The following is an 18,442-nucleotide window of genomic DNA, read 5'->3' as shown; positions in this document are numbered from 1 at the left end:
AGGTCGGCGGCATCCACCGTGTAGCCCAGCGTCGGGTCGGCCGCGCCGTAGACCTTGCTGCGGTCGCCCGCCGTCACGTCCAGCTGTGCCTTGGCCACCGTCAGCGTGCCGGCAGTGAACGTGCCGAGCTGGTAGTTGCCGTCGGCCACGGCCAGCGAGCCCTGGGTGATCGCATGCGTGCCGGCCGTGGCCGAGGCCCCGGTGACGGTGTTCAGCAGCCCGGCGAAGACGTCGGCCGCGCTGTCGCCGCCGACCAGGCCCAGGCCGCCGACGCTGAAGCCCAGCGTCGGGTCGGCATCGCCGTAGGTCTTGGAGCGGTCGAGCGCCGTGACGTCCAGCGTGCGCGCCGTGATGTCGGCCTGGGCCGTCAGCGCGGTCAGCGAGTAGTTGCCGGCCGCCGCGCCGGTGAGCGACAGGCCGCTGGTCGTGATGCTCTTGTTCGTGCCGGCATCGGCGGTGCCGAAGCTGGCCGCCAGCGTGCCGGTGAGCGACACCGCGTCGCTGCCGACGACACCGGACAGCGCCGCCGTGCCGCCGAAGCTGGCGGTCGTCGTCGCGTCGTAGACCTTGTTCTGCGCCGTCAGGCCGGTGACGGTCAGCGCCTTGGGCGTGATCGTCGCCGCCTGGCTGCCCAGGGCCAGCACGTAGTTGCCGGCCTCGGCGCCGCTGAGCGTCAGGCCGCCGAAGCTGACGGTGCTGGCACCGGCGACCGTGGCGTCGTTGTAGCTGCCGGTGGCGGTGCCGGACAGCGAGATCGTGTCACCGCTGTAGGCCCGGCCGTCGCCGGTGCTGCCGCTGCCTGCGGCCTGCGCGGCCAGCAGGCTGCCGCTGCCGCTGACGGTGGCCGTGGTCGAACCGTCGTAGACCTTGCTCGACGCCACGCTCAGGCCGCTGACGGTCAGCGTCTTCGGCGTGATGTCGGCGGTCACCGAGTCGGTGCTGATCGTGTAGTTGCCGGCGTCGGCACCGCCGAGCGTCAGGCCCGACAGCGTGACCGACTTGTTGTCGCCGACATGGCGGTCGGCAAAGGCGCCGGAGGCGGTGCCGGACAGCGAGACCACGTCGTTGCTCAGGTACTTGCCGTCGCCGCTGGCGCTGCCGCCGCCGACGATCGCCGCCGTGCCGCTGACGGTGGTGGCCGTCGTGCCGTCGTAGACCTTGTCGTTGGCGCTCAGACCGCTGACGTTGATCGCCTTGGGCGTGACGGTCAGCGTGCTCGAACCCGTCGTCACGCTGATCGTGTAGCCCAGGCTGCTCGTGAACGTGCCCTGGCCGTTGAGCGCCAGCGTGTAGCTGCCCACCGGGATGTAGCCGGCGCCGCTGGCGGTGTAGCTCGACAGGCTGGTGTCCAGCGAGCCGGTCGTCGCGCTGGCGACGGTGTCGTCGTCGATGAAGCCGGTGATGGACACCGCCGGCGTCGACGCGCCGCTGCCGTAGACGACGCTGCTGCCGCTGCCGGCGCTGACCGTCAGCGTCGGCGAGACGCTGTAGAGGAACCAGTCGCCGCTGGCCGCGTAGGCCGGCGTGCTGCCGGCGCTGTAGCTCTGGGCATAGTGCTTGTCGTAGCCCGTCATGCCCTCGGTCGTGCCGCTGGGGCTGGTCGAGTAGACGAGATAGCGGCCGGTGCCGGCGTCGAGACCGGTGTCGACGGCGGTGTTGTTGACGAAGTGGCGACCGGCAGCCAGCACCAGGTCGCCGCTGCCGTTGGCGACGGTGCCGGCGAGCGTGATGTCGCTGCTGGCGCCGCTGGCCTGCAGCCTGAGGCCATGGTCAGCGGCCAGGCCGTCGGCATGCACCGCGGTGCTGCTGGTGGTCTTGATGTCCAGGCTGCCGAAGTTGCCGGCCAGGTTGCCGATGGTGTTGTCGCCGGCGGTGAGCACGGCCGTGGCGTCGCCGCCGAAACGCATCGCCGCCGCGTTGATCGTGCTGCCGGAGGCCTGCGTGACGCCGCCGCCGAAGCTGCTGAAGCGCAGGTTGCCGGTGCTGGCGGTGATCGCCGAGCTGGCACCCAGCGTGATCGTGCCGTCGTAGGTGAAGAGCTCGAGCTGGCGGCCATCGGCGACGCCCGACTTCAGCGTGCTGCCTACCACGATGCCGCCGGCCCCGCCGGACAGGCGCAGGTTGGCATCCAGCGTGCTCGCGCCGCGCAGCATCGAGGCCTGGGTGAAGTCCAGCGCGCCCAGCGTCGTGACGCCGCCCTGATCGTTGCTGCCGAACTGGATGACGTCGAAGCCGCTGCTCTGCTGGATCGCGGCGCCCATCTCGGCGGCGGTCAGCGCCAGGCCGGTGCTTGATGCGCCGCCCAGCGTCACCGCCAGGCTGTCGTCGGAGGCCGCGACCGTCAAGCTGTCGTAGCCCTGGATCTGCGTGTCGGCGGCCAGCACCAGGGCGCCACCGTTGGCACTGGTGCCCCGGACGCGCAGTTCCACGCTTTCGGTGCCGGCGGCGTCGCCGATCACCGCCCCGTCGTTGAACCGCATTCCGCGGCCCTGTCCGCCCGAGCTCAACCCGGCGTTGGAAAGCAGGATCCGGGCCCCGTCGACCGACGACAGCCTCATGTTGCCGGCATCCGAATACGTCTTGTCGTCGCCGTTGAGCAGCCGCATCGAGACGTTGCCGCTGCCGGCGTCGATCGAGGTGCCGGCGGCCTGGCTGATGACGGCCGTGCAGGCGCTGCAGTCGGCGTCGACGACGCCGTTGGCCACGCTCTGGTTGGCGATGACGTTGAAGTCGCCGTTGTCGGTGACGATGTCGGCGCGCAGATGCACCGAGCGCCCGGCTTCGAGCGTCAGGTCGCCGCCGTGGCCGCCGGCGCTGGCGACGATGTCGCGCAGCACGGTGATGTCGTTGCTGGCCTGCAGCGTGACCGCCGTGCCGGCGTCGAGCATCGCGGTGATGGCCTGCGGCGTGATGACGGCGTCCTGGCCGGTGTTCGTCGAGAACGCCAGCAGCCCGGCGCTGCCGCCGATGCCGGTGAAGCCGCTGCCGTTGCCGGCATACAGGCTGCCCGCCCAGTTGGCGTTGCCGCCGCTGCCGTTGATCTGGTCGGTGCTGACCGGCGCGGCGTTGTTGTCGGCCAGCAGCGTCAGCGCCAGCGCCCGGCTGGCGTTGGCGCCGGAGCCGGCGTTGGGATTCACCCAGACCAGCGGCCGCCACGCGACCTGCTCGGCGGAGCTGACGAGGCTGGGCAGCAGCGTCGCACGCACGTCGCTGCTGTAGCTCCAGCCGTCGAAGCCCGACGTGGACAGGCCGTCGTCCGCCGCGGCCAGGCCAATGACGCTGTTGCGCCAGCTCACCGGGCCCGACGCGCCATGCGCGCCCGACACCAGCGTGATCGCGCCGGCACCGGCTTCGCCGCAGTCGGTGAGGTTGCTGAGCACCAGCACGTCGCCGCTGGCGACCTGCTGGCCCGAGACCTCGCGCGTCAGCACGATGAACTGCGTGCCCACGCCGTCGGCGGCGCTGTTGCCGACCAGGCTGTTGCGCTCGGACACCATCGCGCCCTTGGCGCTCTCGCTGTAGGCGCGGCCGGTGCTGCCGTCGACCCAGGTCACCGCGCCGGCAGCCGCGCCTCCGCTGTAGGTGTTGGTCCAGTCGGTGCTGCGCACCAGGTAGTTCTTCTGGCCGCCGGACTCGACGACGATGACGCCGCGGTCGATCTGGGCGCCGTAGGTGTACCAGTCGACGCTCGACAGCGTGCGGCCGAGGTGGTCGCCGGCCGTGCCGCCGACCAGGCTGTTGGACGTGCCGACGCTGCCGACCATGCCGCCGGCGGCGACGTGTGTCACCGCGCCGACTTCGGCAACGCCGCCGTTGTTCCACCACGGGCTGGCGACGACGTAGGCGCCCCCGTCCAGCGCGGTGATGCCGTAGGTGACGTAGTGCAGGCCCGTGTTCGGGTCGACCCAGGCGTTGTAGCCGACGGCGTCGCCGTGCTGGCTGCCGACCAGGCTGTTGGCGGCGCTGATCGTGCCGCCGGCCGCGCCGGTCTTGAGCTGGCCGTTGCTGCCGTTGATCCAGGTCGCGGCGCCGAGCGAGTCGGGGCGGTCGACCTGCGTCCAGGCGCTGCTCTGGTTCCACAGCGGCGAGCCGACGACGGCGTTGCCGTCGGCGAGCACCGTGACGCCGCCATCACCGACGCGGTCGCCAGTGTGGTCGGACGTGCGGTCGACCCAGTCGTAGTTGAGATCGGACTCGCCGACGACGCGGTAGGCGTAGTCCTGCGGCACCGTGAAGCCCAGGCTGCCCGAGCCGGTGCTGCCGACCAGGCTGTTGGCCGAAGACAAGGTGCCGATGACACCGGCCGTGCCGCTGCCCCAGGTGGCGGCGCCGCGCTCGTCGTGCCACTGCGGGTTCAGCAGGATGAAGTGGCCGTTGCTCAGTTCGGCCACGCCGTCGATCGGCAGGCGGTAACCCAGCACGTCGCCGGCGTGGCTGCCGACCAGGCTGTTGGACGCCGAGACCGCAGCGCCGCTGCCACCGCCGGCGAGCGCACCGGTGCTGCCGTTGATCCAGCTGATCGCGCCGGCCTGCGCCGCGCCGGTGTTGTTCCAGCCCGGGCTGGCGACGAGCACGTTGCCGTTGGCCAGCTCGTGCACGATCGGCGTGCCGTTGTAGCGGAAGCCGGTCGTCAGGAAGTCCCATTCGCTGACCAGCGAGAGGTTCTGCGGCCCGTTGCCGACATAGTAGCTGCGGCCCAGCGTCACGTTGCCGCCGCTGGCGTACCAGCTCTCGGTCTTCACCACGTTGGCGGTCGCGAAGTTGTACGGTCCCACGAGGCGCTGCGAGGTCGTCGTGTAGGTGTTGCCGCCGCTCGTCGTCTCGCTGACGACGGGCACCACCCAGTTGTCGTTGGGCATCGTGCCCAGGCGGTCGCCGACGCTGGTGATGCTGCTCTGGTTGGCGTCGGCGTAGGTGTCGGGCGTGCTGCCGACCAGGCTGTTGGCCGACGACACCGTGCCGGTGCGCTGGCCGCTGCCGATCCAGGTGACGGCGCCGCGGCCGCCGTTCCACAGCGGGCTGATCGCCAGGAAATTGCCGTTGTCCAGCGCGAAGCCGAGCAGGCCGACGTGGTCGCCGGTCGTCGTCAGGTGGTAGGTCGTGTCGGTGAAGCTCATGCCGGCACGCGTCTGTGTCGCCGTGCTGGTGCTGACGACGTCGGCGACGCTGCCGACGAGGCTGTTCGACGAAGCCACCGCGCCGGCCGTGCCGCTGGCGCCCGCGCCCCAGCTGACCGCGCCCTTGCCGCCGTCCCAGCCGGGGCTGCGCACGAGGTAGTCGCCGTTGGCCAGCACGTCGACGCTGGCCGTGAGCTGCGCGTCCCAGGCGCCCAGCACCTGCAGCAGGTTGCTGCCGTTGCCGACCGAGGAGGTGGCGCGCGAATCGCTCAGGTGGATGCTGCCGACGTAGTCGCCGTCGTGGCTGCCGACCAGGCTGTTGGCCGCCGCCACGGCGGCGCCGTTGCCGGCCTCGCCGCGGGCGTGGCCGGTGCTGCCGTCGATCCAGCTCACCGCGCCGTAGGCGACGGTGGAAGTGGCGGCGCTGCGGTTGCCCCAGTGCGGGCTGAGCACGATCGCGTTCGCCCGCAGGCCGTCGGCGTCGAGCGTGCCCACCGGCAACGCGCCGCCGAGGCCGACGCGGTCGCCGGCGTGGCTGCCGTACAGGCTGCTGCCGGTGGACAGCGCGCCGACGATGCCGCTCGTGCCCGAGCCCCAGGTGACGGCACCGCCGTCGATGGCGCCGAGGTCGGCGTAGGGCGTGACGACCAGGTAGCGGCTGCCGGACAGCTCGACGACGCTGCTGGACTGGAAATCGGCCGAGGCGCCGCCGACCAGGCTGTTGACCGCCGACACCACGCCGGCGACGCCGAGGCTGCCGTCGCCGAAGGTCACGGCGCCCTTGCCGCTGCTCCAGCCGCGGTTGTGCACGAGGTAGTTGCCGTTGGCCAGCTCGACGATGCCGTCGCCGACGGCCTGCGTGCGCGTGCCCTGCGTCGTCGTCAGCACGTAGGTCGACGTGTAGTCGTAGCTCGTGTACGGCGACACGCTGGAGCTGTCGAGCGCACCCAGCGCCGAGCCGGCAGTGCCGGTCAGGCTGTTGCTGCTGTCCAGCGTCGCGCCGGTGCTGCTGCCGCCGTAGACGTAGCCGGTTCCGCCGTCGACCCAGGTCACCGCGCCGTTGGGCGCGTTCTCCAGGTAGCGGCCGGCGGCGGCATTGCCGCTGTCGCTCCAGTACGGGCTGGCGACGAGGTAGTCGCCGTTGCCGACGACGCTGATGCCGCCGCTGCCGACGAAGTCGTAGGCGTGGCTGCCGACCAGGCTGTTGGCCGAGGAGACGGTGCCGACGCTGCCGCCGGCCGCGCCGTGGGTCACGGCGCCGGCATAGGCGCTGCCGCCATTCGTCCAGGTCGGGCTGCTGACGACGTAGCCGCCGTCGGGCAGCGCGGTGATGCTCTGGCCGACCGCGTCGCCGGCGCCGCCCGGAGGCGCGGTGCGGCGGTTGGTCGGGCCCTGGGTGTAGGTGTAGGGCAGGCTCAGGTCGACGCCGAGCACGTAGAGCTTCTTGCCGCCGCTGTCGGTGTCCACCAGCGCCTGGCTGCGAATGGGCGTGCTGCCGACGAGGGCCGTGCTGGCCGACACCGTGCCGCCGGCCGCGCCGTTGGCCAGCGCGCCGGTGCTGCCGTTGATCCAGGCGGCGGCGCCGCGGCCGTTGTACCAGTTGGGCGCCGCGACGATGACGTTGCCGTTGGCCAACTCGGTGATCGTCGTCGTGCCCGCCGTCGCGACACCGCCCCAGATGTCGTAGGTGGTGAGGTTGCCGAGGCGGTCGTCGGCAGTGACCGTGACCGCGCCGAGGTTGTTGATCGTGTTGCCGCTGTAGCCGTAGCGCGTGACGCTGTCGATGTTGGCGGTGCTGCCGACCAGGCTGTTGCCGCTGCCGATCGTCGCGCTGCCGCTGCCGGCCTTGCTCTGCCAGGTGATGGCGCCGGCCGACGCGCTGGTGGCCAGCTGGATCGCGTAGGCGCTGGCACCGGGCACGGCGTTGGAGTCGGCCGTGCTGGTGCTGAAGGTGTTGACGTTGTTCACCGTGCCGTAGCGCGGGCTCAGCACCAGGTAGTTCTCGCTGGACAGCACCTGGATGCCGCCACTGCCGGCGCGGTCGCCGGCGCCGGCGCCGCGCAGGTTGGACAGCAGCGCGCCGGTGCTGGCGTCGAACAGGTAGACGGCGCCGGTGTCGGCGCTGCCGCCGGTGTCGGCCAGCGGCGCGCTGATGACGACGTTGCCGTTGGACAGCACCTTCGTGAACGTGCCAAAGCCGTTGTCGGCGGCCGCCGTCGGGTCGTCCAGCGACAGCGAGGCGATCGAGTTGCCGGCGTTGTCGACGATGATGTTGCGCGGGTCCAGCAGCAGCCGGCCGGCGCGGCCCTTGGGCGCGGCGAGATCGGCCGTGCCGCCGAAGACCAGGTCCTGCTTGCCCGAGACCTCGGCGCTGCCGCCGTTGCCTCCGCCGGCGCCGCCGCGCGCGCTGAGGCGCCCGCCGTAGACCGTGCTGTCGTCCGACCACAGCACGATCTGGCCGCCGTCGCCGCTGCGGGTGGCATCGGCACGCAGCACCGTCGTGCCGTTGACGCCGAGCTCGCGGGCGTTCGCCAGGTCGGCGTCGCCGCCCTGGAAGCCGCCGCCGACGCGGATGCGGCCACCGCCGTCGCGGCCGCTGGCGTCCAGCGTCGCGGCGCGCAGCTGCAGGCTGTCGGCGGTGACAGCGATGTCGCCGCCGCGGCCGGCCAGGCCGACGGCACTGAAGCTCGCCGAACCGTACAGGCGGTCTTCGGCCGTGACACGCAGCTCGCCGCCCTGGGCGCCGTCGGCCTTCAGCACCGCCGACGCTGTCTGCACGACGGTGCCGGCATCGACGCCGATGCGCCCACCGCGGCCGCTGCCGGCGCTGACGTCGAGCACACCGCCCTGGCCCAGGTAGTCGGCCTGCACGTCGATGCGGCCGCCGGCGGCGGCCACGCGGCCGTCGACCTCGACCCTCGAGCCCTCGATCTGCACGCGGCCGCTGCCGGCCTCGATGCGGCCGCCGGCCGTCACCAGACGCAGCGTGCCGCCGTCGTCGACCAGCGCGTCAGCACCGCCGCCGCCGGCCACCGCCTGCTCGCGCAATCGCTGCGCGGCACCGGCGCTGAGGATCACGCGGCCGCCTTCGGCCTGCACGAGCTGGCGGTTCTCGACCAGCGCGGCCACCGTCGCCGGGTCGACCTTGACGCCCAGCAGCTCGCTGCCGGCGACGTCCAGCGTCACCGCGTCGCCGGCGGCCAGCGCCACCGTGCCCAGACGCGCGCTGACCACGCCTTCGTTGATGACCTCGGGCGCCAGCAGCGCCGCGTAACCGCCGGCGGCGGTGTTGATCGTGCCCTGGTTGACGACGCTGCCGGCGCCGTCCCCGCGCGTGAACTTCAGCCGGCCGGCGGCGAAGTCGGCGTCGGCGATGTCCAGCGTGCTGGCGACCAGCCCGCCAACGTCGACGCGCGAGCCGCGGCCGAAGACGATGCCGTTCGGGTTGACGAGCAGCACCTGGCCGTTGGCGCTGAGGCGCCCATGGATGGCCGACGGGTCGGCACCGGTGACGCGGTTGAGCAGCACCGCCTGCGCGTTCGGCTGCTGGATCTGCACCAGCGCCTGGCTGCCGACGTCGAAGCTCAGCCAGTTGATCGCCGCACGCTGGCTGGCCTGCGTGATGTCCAGCCGCGCACCCTGCTGCTGCAGTGCCGCCTGGCCGCTGACGACTTGGCCGCCCTGCGGCAGCGCGTTGGCCGCCGGCGGCGCCGCCCAGGCCGCCGTCTGCCCGAGCACCAGCCCGGCGCCGAGCACGACGCCGGCGACGCCGCGGCTGCGTTTGCCGCGCGAGCGTGTGCCTTCGGCGACCGCGACGCAGGCCCCGGTGCTGTCGTTCCAGACGAGTCGATAGATGCGATTCAGGGCGCCGGGACCGTGGTTCATGAGGTACTCCGAGAAGATGCGGGGCGGCGGGCGGGCACCCGCACGCGGTTCGACAGGCTCAGAAGGCCTTGACGAAGGAGACGAAGAGGCGCGGATCGCGACGGGTGCCGTCGCCGTCGTCGCCTTCGGCGCTGCGGACCGGGTTGCGGCCGTTGCGCCACGACAGCGCCGCGCGCAGCAGCACCTGCTGCGGGCCGCTCCAGCTGGCGGCCACGCCGTTGCCGGACAGCGTGTAGCGGTTGGGGTCCAGCGTCGCGGCGTTGCGCTCGCGGTCGCGGCGCAGCCAGGCGTGGTCGTGGAACAGCGACAGCGTCAGCTCGGGCGTCACCAGGCGGCGCCACTCGAGGCTGGCCAGCTGGCCCTCGTCGGCCGACGGCTCGGAGCTGGAGTACGCACGCACGGCCGAGGTGCCGGTGGCGCCGAACTTCTGCGACGAGTCGAGGTTGCGGTTGGCGCGCTGGCCCGACAGCGACAGCTGCAGCGTGTCGGCGGCGCTCAGGCGCTGCAGCCGGGTCAGCGTCCAGCCCAGCGTGCGGAATCTGCCGTCGCGGTCGGGGCCGCCGGCGGACTGGTCGGCCGCGAGGTCGGCGGCATTGCCGCCGAGGTCCAGCCGGCCGAAGGCCAGCGACAGCGAGAACTGGGTGACGCCGCCGCCCAGCCATCCGTCGACGGCGTCGCCGCCCAGCGCCAGCGTGCGCGTGGCGACGGTCTTGTCGCTGAGCTGGATGCCGGCGATGGCGTTGTCGAAGGCCTTGCGGTCGTAGGCCAAGCTCAGGCTCAGCGAAGCGCCGGCACGGCGCAGCAGCGGGTAGTTCGCCGCCGCCGCCCAGGCCGTCGCGCCGCCGCTGTAGCGCGTGTTGTTCAGGTCGTAGCCGTAGGCCAGGCGCGACACGGTGGCGCTGGCACGCCAGCCGTCGTAGCCGACCGGCGCGTTGTAGCCGGCGCTGCCGTAGTCCGAGCCGGCGCTGTGGCTGGCGAAGAACTGCAGCTGGTCGCCGAAGCGCAGCGGGCTGTTGATCTCCAGCGCGCCGGTGCTGCGCCACTCGCCGCTGGCCCGGGTGCCGGCGTTGTCGAGCTGCAGCCGGCCGCCGAACATCGGCTCGTCGGCGACCGCGACCACCAGGCGCGTCTCGCCGGGCTGGTCGCCGGGTTCGAGCACCGAGCTGGCCTGCACGCCGGGCAGCGAGTCGAGCAGGCCGATGGCGCGCTGCACCTCGTCGGCGCGCACCGGCGCGCCGATCTTCTGGCGCGCCGTCATCGTGCCGAGCACACGCGGCTCGCCGACGTTGCGCCCCGGCGGCGCCTGCTCGACACGCACGCCCGACAGGCGGCCCTCGAGCACCGCGATCGTGACGACGCCGTCGCGCAGCTCCTGCTCGGGCAGGAAGGCCCGCACGAGGTAGCCGGCGTCCTGGTAGGCGCGGGCCACGGTGTCGGTGGCACGGCGCAGGTCGGCCAGGCTCGCCGGCTGGCCGACGAAGGGCGCCAGCCGGACCTGCAGCTCGGCCTCCGGCAACAGCGTCACGCCGCGCAGGCGGAAGCCGAGCACCTGGACCCGGGCACCGGGCGCCGCATCGGGGGTGGCCGCGGGGGCGGCCGTGGTCGGCGGCGGCGGTGGCGGCGGCGGTGCCGCACGCTCTGCATCACGCAGCAGGGTGCCGGCATCGGGCGGGGTCTGCGCCTGCGGCGCGCCGCAGGCCAGCAGCGCGGCCGCAGCCACGGCGCCCAAGGTCTTGTTGTTCATCGACTCGGCTCCCTGAACCCAGAGTAAACCCGGGTCAGCAGCGACGGCCACTGTCAAGCCCGGGAATCAGGGAAAGCTTAAGTTGAAGCGTCTCGGTGCGTCACGAGAAATGCGGCCATAAATCGCACCTTTAGCATTAACCCGTAGTCCACCGAAGGGATGCGTCGGGCGTGCACACCCGCGGCAGGCCGTCGCCGCCGATGGCCTACAGTCACGGCCGACGACACCATGAACCGACTGCACACCGAACTCCTCCGCCTCCATCTCTGCGCCGCGCCGGGCGAGCCGGGCGCCTGGGCCGACGCGTCCGGCCGCGTGCGCAGCGCGGTGCTGGAACTCGTGGCCCCGGTCGACGCGGCACTGCTCGGCGCGGTCTGGGCCGGCGTTCAGAACGAACTCGGGCTGCCGGCGCCGGCCATCGTGCTGTCGGGGCGCGACGGCCTGCAGCTCTGGTTCGCGCTGCAGCAGCCCGTGGATGCCGCGACGGCGAGCGCACTGGTCGACGGCCTGCGCCGGCGCTGGCTCGACGAACTGCCCGCGGCCCGGCTGCGCTGCTGGCCGGCGCCCGAGGCCGCGCCGCCGGCCCTGCCCGGCACCGAGGTCGGTCCCGAACGCTGGGCGGCGCTGGTCTCGCCCGACCTCGCGCCGCTGTTCACCGAGACCCCTTGGCTGGACCTGCCGCCGGGCGCCGACGCCCAGGCCGCGCTGCTGGCGCCGCTGCGCCCGATCACGGCCGATGAACTGGCCGCCGCCTTGCGCACGCTGGCGCCGCCGGATGCGACCACGGCGCCGGGCGCGCCCGAGCCGCGCACGGCACCCGAACGCGAAGCCGAACGTTTCCTGCTGTCGGTGATGCGCGACGCCGCGGCGCCGCTGGCGCAGCGCATCGACGCCGCGAAGGCGCTGCTGCGCCGCTGATCAGGCCTGGCGCGCGGCGGCTGCCTCGCGCAGCTTGTCCTTGCGGCTCTTGCGCCGGCCCTTGACGCCGCCGTGGCCGGCGGGCGCGGCCGGGGCGGTCTCGGTGGGCTCGAAACCGTCGAGACGCTCGCGTTCGACACGCCGGCCCTGGCGCTTCTCGATGAGGCGGAAATGCGCCTCGCTGGCCGCGGTGACGAAGCTCCAGGCTTCGCCGCGGGCACCGGCACGCGCGGTGCGGCCGATGCGGTGCGTGTAGTCGGCGGCCGAACGCGGCAGGTCGTAGTTGACGACAGCGGCCAGCGCCGGAATGTGCAGCCCGCGCGCCGCCAGGTCGGTGGCGAGCACGACACGCAGCCTGCCGTGCGCCAGCTCGGCCAGCACCCGTGCGCGCGCGCCCTGGCTCAGCTCGCCGTGCAGCGCCGCGGCGGCGATGCCGGCGCGCTGCAGCTTGGCAGCGACCATCTCGCTGGCGTGGCGCGTGGCGACGAAGACCAGCACCCGCGGCCAGTCGTGCGTGGCCAGCAGCCGGCGCAGCAGCGGCGTGCGCTGCGCGGTGTCGACCTCGACCGCGTGCTGCTCGATCTCGGGGCCGCCGGCCTCGGGCGCGGCGTCCACCGCCACCTGCACCGGCGCGTGCAGCAAGCGCGTGGCCAGCGCCTGCACCGGCGCCGGGAAAGTCGCCGAGAACAGCAGCTGCTGGCGCTCGGCCGGCAGCAGCGCCAGCACTCGCTCCAGCTCGTCGGCAAAACCGTCGTCGAGCAGGCGGTCGGCTTCGTCGAGCACCAGCAGCTGCACCTCGCCGAGCTTCAGGGCGTTGCGTTCGACCAGGTCCAGCAGCCGGCCCGGCGTCGCGACGACGACTTCGGCGCCGCCGCGCAGGCCCATCATCTGCGGGTTCACCGAGACGCCGCCGAAGACGACGGCGACCTTCACCGGCTCGGCCATCTCGCGCGCCATCGCACGCAGCGTCTGGCCGGCCTGCACCGCGAGTTCGCGCGTCGGCACCAGCAGCAGCGCGCGCGTGACGCGCCGGCTCTCGCGCGGCGTGATGTCGAAGCGATGCAGCATCGCCAGCGCGTAGGCCGCGGTCTTGCCCGAGCCGGTGGGCGCGCGCGCGACGAGGTCCTGGCCGTCGAGCGCCGGCGGGATGGCCTGCTGCTGCACCGGCGTCGGAATGCTGAAACCGAGCTCGGCGCAGGCGCGCTGCAGCGCCGGCGTCAGCCCGAGGGCGGCGAAGCCCGCGCTCACAGCCGCCGCGCCTTGACGGTGCGGCCCTTGACCTTGCCGCGCGCCAGGCCGCGCAGCGCCTGCTCGGCGAGGTCGCGGCGCACCGAGACGTAGGTCGAGAAGTCGTTGACGTCGATCTTGCCGACCGCCGCCGCCTCCAGCCCCAGGTCCTTGGTCAGCGCGCCCAGCACGTCGCCGCGGCGGATCTTCTCCTTGCGGCCGCCGAGGATCTGCAGCGTCACCATCGGCGGCAGCAGCGGCGGCTGCGGCCCGGCCTTGGCCAGTTCCGCTTCCAGTTCGGCCAGCGGATGCCAGACGCTCTGCCGGCCCTGCATCTCGTCGATGCGGCCGACACGCCCCATCTCGTCGAGGCTGGCGAGGTTGAACACCAGCCCGCTCTCGCCGGCGCGCCCGGTGCGGCCGATGCGGTGGGTGTGCACCTCGGGCTCGGGCGTGATGTCGACGTTGATCACCGCCTCGAGCTTGCTGATGTCCAGCCCGCGCGCGGCGACGTCGGTGGCCACCAGCACGCTGGCGCTGCGATGGGCGAAGCGCACCAGCACCTGGTCGCGGTCGCGCTGCTCCAGGTCGCCGTGCAGCTCCAGCGCGACGATGCCTTGCGCCTGCAGCACCGCCACCAGGTCGCGGCACTGCTGCTTGGTGTTGCAGAAGGCCAGCGTGCTCTCGGGGCGGAAACGCTGCAGCAGCAGGCCGACGGCGTGCAGGCGCTGGCTCTCCGTCACTTCGTAGAAACGTTCGACGATCTGGCTGGCGGCGTGGGTTTCGGCCAGACGCACTTCCTGCGGGTCGCGCAGGTAGCGCGCGGCGAGCTTGGCGACGTCGTCCGGATAGGTGGCCGAGAACAGCAGCGTCTGGCGCTTGCTCGGCGGCGGGCAGTGACGCGCGACGGCGGCGATGTCCTCGGCGAAGCCCATGTCGAGCATGCGGTCGGCTTCGTCGAGCACGAAGGTCGTCAGCGCCTCCAGCGCCAGCGAGCCGCGCTCCAGGTGGTCGAGCACACGCCCCGGCGTGCCGACGACGACGTGCGCACCGTGCTCCAGGCTGGCGAGCTGCGGCCGGATCGCGGCGCCGCCGCACAGCGTCAGCACCTTGACGTTGTCTTCGGCGCGCGCCAGGCGGCGGATCTCCTGCGAGACCTGCTCGGCGAGTTCACGCGTCGGGCAGAGCACCAGCGCCTGTGTGGCAAAGCGCTTGGCGTCCAGCCTGGCCAGCAGCGGCAGCGAGAATGCCGCGGTCTTGCCGCTGCCGGTCTTGGCCTGGGCGATCAGGTCGCGCCCGGCCAGCGCCGGCGGCAGCGCCGCGGCCTGGATCGGCGTCATGCACTCGTAGCCCAGCTGCTGCAGGTTGGCGAGCACGGCCGGCGACAGCGGCAGCGTGGAGAAAGCGGGGCCGGCGGGCGCGGCGGGAGATTCGGTCATGCCCCGATTGTCGAGGCTGGGGCCGGCCGGCGCCGGGATTTCAGAGTTCGCGTGCCGTCAGCCACAGCCGCAGCTCGAACTCCAGCGTCGGGTACTCGGGCTCCATGTGGCGGCACAGCGCGTAGAAGGCCTTGTCGTGCTCGCGCTCCTTCAGGTGCGCGAGCTCGTGCACGGCGATCGTGCGCAGGAAGTCGGCCGGCGCCTCCTTGAACAGCGCGGCGATGCGGATCTCGCGTTTGGCCTGCAGCCGCCCGCCCTGCACACGCGAGACCGCGGTGTGCGTGCCCAGCGCGTTCTTGACGACGTGCAGCTTGGGGTCGAAGACGACCTTGGACAGCGGCGGCGCGCTCTTCATGAACCGCGACTTCAGCGCGCAGACGTAGTCGTAGAGCTCGCGCTCGTTGCGCACCGGCGAAGGCTCGGGGTGGCGGCGCGCGACGTAGTCGGCCAGCCGGCCTTCGGCGATCAGCGCCTGGACCTGAGCCAGCAGGTCGGGCGGGTAGCCCTGCAGATACTTGAGTTCTGACACCGGCTCAGCAGCGGCCCGAGCGCCGGCTGCGCGGCTGCAGCTTGTCGAGCTCGGCGAACTGCTGCTTGAGCAGCAGCATAAGCGCCCGCGCCTGGTCGACCGGCAGGCTGAGACAGGAGCCGGCGGCGCCTTCGTCGCGCGCCGGGCGCGGCAGCACCAGCGCGTCGACGCCGATCTCGATCAGGCCCTTGTCGTGACGCAGGGACTTCAGGCGCTGGACTTCGATGTCGTAGGTCTTCATGCGGGGGCGGGGTGACGCAAAAGCCGGCGATTGTCCGCCGCCCGCAGCCGCAGCGGGCCGTGTTCACGACAACGACCGGCCCCGCGGCCGTCGCGCCCCATGCGCCCCGAAGATCCGCCCGCGCCCCGAGCGGCAACGCCGGCTCGGCCCGCCCGGCGTGCCGGGCGCTGCGGCAGCCGGCTCAGTGACGGCGGCGGCGGTTCGCGGCGGCGACGCCGAACAGCGCCAAGCCGGCCAGCGCCAGCGTCGCCGGTTCCGGCACGTCGTTGCCGGGCTCGCCGACGACGACGCGGATCGCGCTGCGGCCCATCTCGGCACCGGCCGCGGAGTAGGCGACCAGGGCGAACGTGTACTCGCCGGCGGCGAACGCGTCGAAGGCCTTGCCCACCTCGAGGAAGTCCATGCCGAGGTTCCACGAGTCCTGGATCAGCGGCAGCGCCGAGAACGCGCCGCCGATGTGCGCCGCCTGGTCGGTGCCGGCCGCCGGATCGCGGTCGATCAGCAGCTGCACCGAGTAGCTGGTGGTGTCCAGGCCGCTGACGTAGTACGCGAAGTTCCACAGCGCATACGGGTTCGCCGGCGACGGCGACTGTTGCGACACCCCGTCCGGCGCGAAGAAGGTCCCGGCGCCGTCGTTGGCGAGGTTCGGCCCGACGTAACGCTGATGCGCGGTCAGGCCGAGCGTCAGGCCGTTCTCGAATTCCTTCACCGCCACGGCGTTGTTCGGGATGCCGCTGCCGCCGAAGGTGGCACCCGGCAGCGTGCCGAAGCGGTCGTAGGTCGGCGTGACCGGCGCGGCGATCGCGGAAGCGCAGGCGACGGTGGCGAGAGCGGACAAGGTGCAGCGCAAGATGTTCATGACGGTGTCAAACGTGATTTCCTGCATCAAAAGCACGTGACATGCCACTCCACCTCGGGGCGGCAGATTTCGCCGGTGTGACAAGGGTTTGTCCGCAGCGGCGGGGCCGCGGGCCGAGGCTGCGAACCGGTCGGTGTCAAGGATGCCGACAGGCCGGCCAGGACCAGTCGCCTAGAACACAAGGGGAAGAGACGCTGCGCGCAGCGGCGGCAGACGCCCGCCCTACATCAGCACGATGTCGTACTGCTCCGGGTTCATCGTCGCCTCGGCCGACAGCGAGATCGGCTTGCCGATGAACTCCGACAGCCCGGCGATGTGGCCGCTCTCCTCGTCGAGCAGCATCTCGACGACGGCGGCGCTGGCGATGACGCGGAATTCCTTCGGGTTGAACTGCCGCGCCTCGCGCAGGATCTCGCGCAGGATGTCGTAGCAGACGCTGCGCGCGGTCTTCACCTGGCCGCGGCCCTGGCAGGTCGGGCAGGGTTCGCACAGCATGTGCGCCAGGCTCTCGCGCGTGCGCTTCCTCGTCATCTCGACGAGCCCCAGCTGCGTGAAGCCGCTGACCGTGGTGCGCGTGCGGTCGCGTGCGAGCTGCTTGCGCAGCTCGGCGAGCACCGCCTGCTGGTGGTCCTCGCGCGTCATGTCGATGAAGTCGGCGATGATGATCCCGCCGAGGTTGCGCAGCCTGAGCTGGCGCGCGATGGCGCCGGCCGCCTCGAGGTTGGTCTTGAAGATCGTGTCCTCGAAGTTGCGCGCGCCGACGAAGCCGCCGGTGTTGACGTCCACCGTCGTCAGCGCCTCGGTCTGGTCGACGATCAGGTAGCCGCCGCTCTTCAGGTCGACGCGCCGCGCCAGCGCCTTGGCGATCTCCTCCTCGATGCCGAAGAGGTCGAAGATCGGCCGCTCGCCGCGGTAGTGCTCGAGCTTGCCGACCGCGCCCGGCGTGTAGGTCTCGCCGAAGACACGCAGCGCCTCGTGCTGCAGCTTGGAGTCGATGCGGATCGAGTGCGTGGCGTCGGTGGTCAGGTCGCGCAGCACACGTTCGGCCAGGCTCAGGTCCTGGTGCAGCAGCGTGCCCGGCGGCTTGCTCTGCGCACGCTGGCGGATCGCCGCCCAGGTCTTGCGCAGGTAGGCGATGTCGTCGGCGAGCTCGGCGTCGCTCGCCTCCTCGGCGTTGGTGCGCAGGATGAAGCCGCCGCCGTCGGCGCCCACCAGCGCCTGCATGCGCGAACGCAGCTGCTCGCGCAGCTCGGGACCGCCGATCTTCTGCGAGATGCCGATGTGGTCGTCGTGCGGCAGGAAGACCAGCATGCGCCCGGCGATCGAGATCTGCGTCGACAGCCGCGCGCCCTTGGTGCCGATGGCGTCCTTGATGACCTGCACGGTCAGCGTCTGGCCCTCGAAGACGTGGCGCTCGATCGGCGGCAGCGGCGCGTCGCCGCGTGTCGTCGGGTGGCCGAACAGGTCGGCCACGTGCAGGAAGGCCGCACGCTCCAGGCCGATGTCGACGAACGCGCTCTGCATGCCGGGCAGCACACGCGCCACCTTGCCGAGGTAGACGTTGCCGACCAGCCCTCTCTCGAGCGTGCGCTCGACGTGCAGCTCCTGCACCGCGCCGTTCTCGACGATGGCGACCCGCGTTTCCTGCGGTGCCCAGTTGATGAGGATGTCCTGCGTCGCCATGGCGCGCAGTCTAACGAGACGCCGGGGGCGCCGCGTGTGCGGGGCTACGCGCAGCGTGCGCTGGCCGTCACTCAGGGCGCGGTGGCGACGCCGGCCTCGGCCAGCAGCGCACGCGTCTCGAACAGCGGCAGCCCCATGATCCCGGAGTAGCTGCCTTCGACGCGTTCGATCCAGGCCGAGATCGGCCCCTGGATGGCGTAGGAGCCGGCCTTGCCGAAAGGCTCGCCGCTGGCGACATAACGGCCGATCGTCGCCTCCGGCAGCGCAGCGAAGCGCACGACCGAGTCCGACAGCGCGAGCCGCCGCCGCGTGCCGTGCGCCAGCGCGACGGCGGTGTAGACGTGGTGTTCGCCGCCCGACAGCGCACGCAGCGTCGCCGCGGCGTCTTCGGCGTCGCGCGGTTTGCCGAGGATGCGCGGGCCCAGCGCCACCGTCGTGTCGGCGCAGAGGATGGGCGCCGGCGGCAGCGCACGCGCGTGCAGCCGCGCGACGGCGGCGTCGAGCTTGGCCCGCGTCACACGCTGCACGTAGTCGGCCGGCGCTTCGCCGTCGCGTTCGGCTTCCAGCGCCTCGGCGTCCTCGTCGGGCGCCGGCAGCAGCGGGCGGTGGGCGACACCGAGCTGGTCGAGCAACTGAGCGCGGCGCGGGCTCTGCGAGGCGAGGTAGACGAAGGTGGTGTTCATCGTGGAAAGCTGTCGTGCGCCGCCATCTTGCCCCCTCTCCCGCTCGCGGGAGAGGGTTGGGGTGAGGGCTCGTGGCGCGCAGGCNCNCNCNCNCNCNCNCNCGCGCGCGCGCGCGCG

At 72.6% G+C, this 18,442-nt stretch carries 10 protein-coding genes; 1 reads left to right on the top strand and 9 read right to left on the bottom strand.

Annotated elements, in window-relative coordinates; translation table 11 throughout:
• Together RBXJA2T_RS20340 and RBXJA2T_RS06305 are read right to left on the bottom strand one after the other, a co-directional pair.
• Positions 1–9,002: YDG domain-containing protein (locus RBXJA2T_RS20340; protein ID WP_009856500.1), on the bottom strand; the 9,002-nt coding region annotated here is incomplete at its 3' end.
• A gap of 58 nt (positions 9,003–9,060) precedes the next feature.
• Positions 9,061–10,746, bottom strand: a complete 1,686-nt coding sequence (locus tag RBXJA2T_RS06305) for a ShlB/FhaC/HecB family hemolysin secretion/activation protein (protein WP_009856499.1) — start codon at positions 10,744–10,746, stop codon at positions 9,061–9,063.
• A gap of 228 nt (positions 10,747–10,974) precedes the next feature.
• Between RBXJA2T_RS06305 and RBXJA2T_RS06300 the strand changes: the two genes are divergently transcribed.
• Positions 10,975–11,664, top strand: coding sequence for a hypothetical protein (locus RBXJA2T_RS06300; RefSeq protein ID WP_009856498.1), 690 nt, complete (start codon positions 10,975–10,977; stop codon positions 11,662–11,664).
• Here RBXJA2T_RS06300 and RBXJA2T_RS06295 read toward each other — a convergent pair whose 3' ends face one another.
• The 7 genes from RBXJA2T_RS06295 to RBXJA2T_RS06265 form a co-directional block, all read right to left on the bottom strand.
• Positions 11,665–12,912: a DEAD/DEAH box helicase gene (locus RBXJA2T_RS06295; protein WP_009856497.1), complete on the bottom strand. Its 1,248-nt coding sequence runs from the start codon at positions 12,910–12,912 to the stop codon at positions 11,665–11,667.
• Positions 12,909–14,330, bottom strand: coding sequence for an ATP-dependent RNA helicase DbpA (dbpA, locus tag RBXJA2T_RS06290; RefSeq protein WP_009856496.1), 1,422 nt, complete (start codon positions 14,328–14,330; stop codon positions 12,909–12,911). Before dbpA ends, RBXJA2T_RS06295 begins: the two co-directional genes overlap by 4 nt.
• 40 nt (positions 14,331–14,370) lie before the next feature.
• Positions 14,371–14,859: a YgjP-like metallopeptidase domain-containing protein gene (locus tag RBXJA2T_RS06285; protein ID WP_009856495.1), complete on the bottom strand. Its 489-nt coding sequence runs from the start codon at positions 14,857–14,859 to the stop codon at positions 14,371–14,373.
• 4 nt (positions 14,860–14,863) lie between these two features.
• Positions 14,864–15,100 (bottom strand): hypothetical protein, encoded by a 237-nt coding sequence (locus RBXJA2T_RS06280; RefSeq protein ID WP_009856494.1) that lies wholly within the window; start codon positions 15,098–15,100, stop codon positions 14,864–14,866.
• Between the two features lie 181 nt (positions 15,101–15,281).
• Positions 15,282–15,959, bottom strand: coding sequence for a PEP-CTERM sorting domain-containing protein (locus RBXJA2T_RS20565; RefSeq protein ID WP_009856493.1), 678 nt, complete (start codon positions 15,957–15,959; stop codon positions 15,282–15,284).
• Between the two features lie 222 nt (positions 15,960–16,181).
• Entirely contained in the window at positions 16,182–17,642 is a 1,461-nt protein-coding gene (rng, locus tag RBXJA2T_RS06270; RefSeq protein WP_009856492.1) for a ribonuclease G, read from the bottom strand.
• Positions 17,643–17,713: 71 nt separating this feature from the next.
• Positions 17,714–18,325: a Maf family protein gene (locus RBXJA2T_RS06265; RefSeq protein WP_009856491.1), complete on the bottom strand. Its 612-nt coding sequence runs from the start codon at positions 18,323–18,325 to the stop codon at positions 17,714–17,716.
• Positions 18,326–18,442 lie beyond the last annotated feature (117 nt).

Origin of the sequence: Rubrivivax benzoatilyticus JA2 = ATCC BAA-35 (assembly GCF_000190375.1) — a bacterium.
Taxonomy (GTDB): domain Bacteria; phylum Pseudomonadota; class Gammaproteobacteria; order Burkholderiales; family Burkholderiaceae_C; genus Rubrivivax; species Rubrivivax benzoatilyticus.
Note: the sequence above shows the minus strand (reverse complement) of the source record. Positions and strands in the feature narration are given on the sequence as shown.

What these genes read in the sequence shown, in the direction of transcription:
- RBXJA2T_RS06305 (WP_009856499.1), bottom strand. Translation starts at nt 10,746, where the DNA reads ATGAACAACAAGACCTTGGGCGCCGTGGCTGCGGCCGCGCTGCTGGCC.
- RBXJA2T_RS06300 (WP_009856498.1), top strand. Translation starts at nt 10,975, where the DNA reads ATGAACCGACTGCACACCGAACTCCTCCGCCTCCATCTCTGCGCCGCG.
- dbpA (WP_009856496.1), bottom strand. Translation starts at nt 14,330, where the DNA reads ATGACCGAATCTCCCGCCGCGCCCGCCGGCCCCGCTTTCTCCACGCTG.
- RBXJA2T_RS06280 (WP_009856494.1), bottom strand. Translation starts at nt 15,100, where the DNA reads ATGAAGACCTACGACATCGAAGTCCAGCGCCTGAAGTCCCTGCGTCAC.
- RBXJA2T_RS20565 (WP_009856493.1), bottom strand. Translation starts at nt 15,959, where the DNA reads ATGAACATCTTGCGCTGCACCTTGTCCGCTCTCGCCACCGTCGCCTGC.
- rng (WP_009856492.1), bottom strand. Translation starts at nt 17,642, where the DNA reads ATGGCGACGCAGGACATCCTCATCAACTGGGCACCGCAGGAAACGCGG.
- RBXJA2T_RS06265 (WP_009856491.1), bottom strand. Translation starts at nt 18,325, where the DNA reads ATGAACACCACCTTCGTCTACCTCGCCTCGCAGAGCCCGCGCCGCGCT.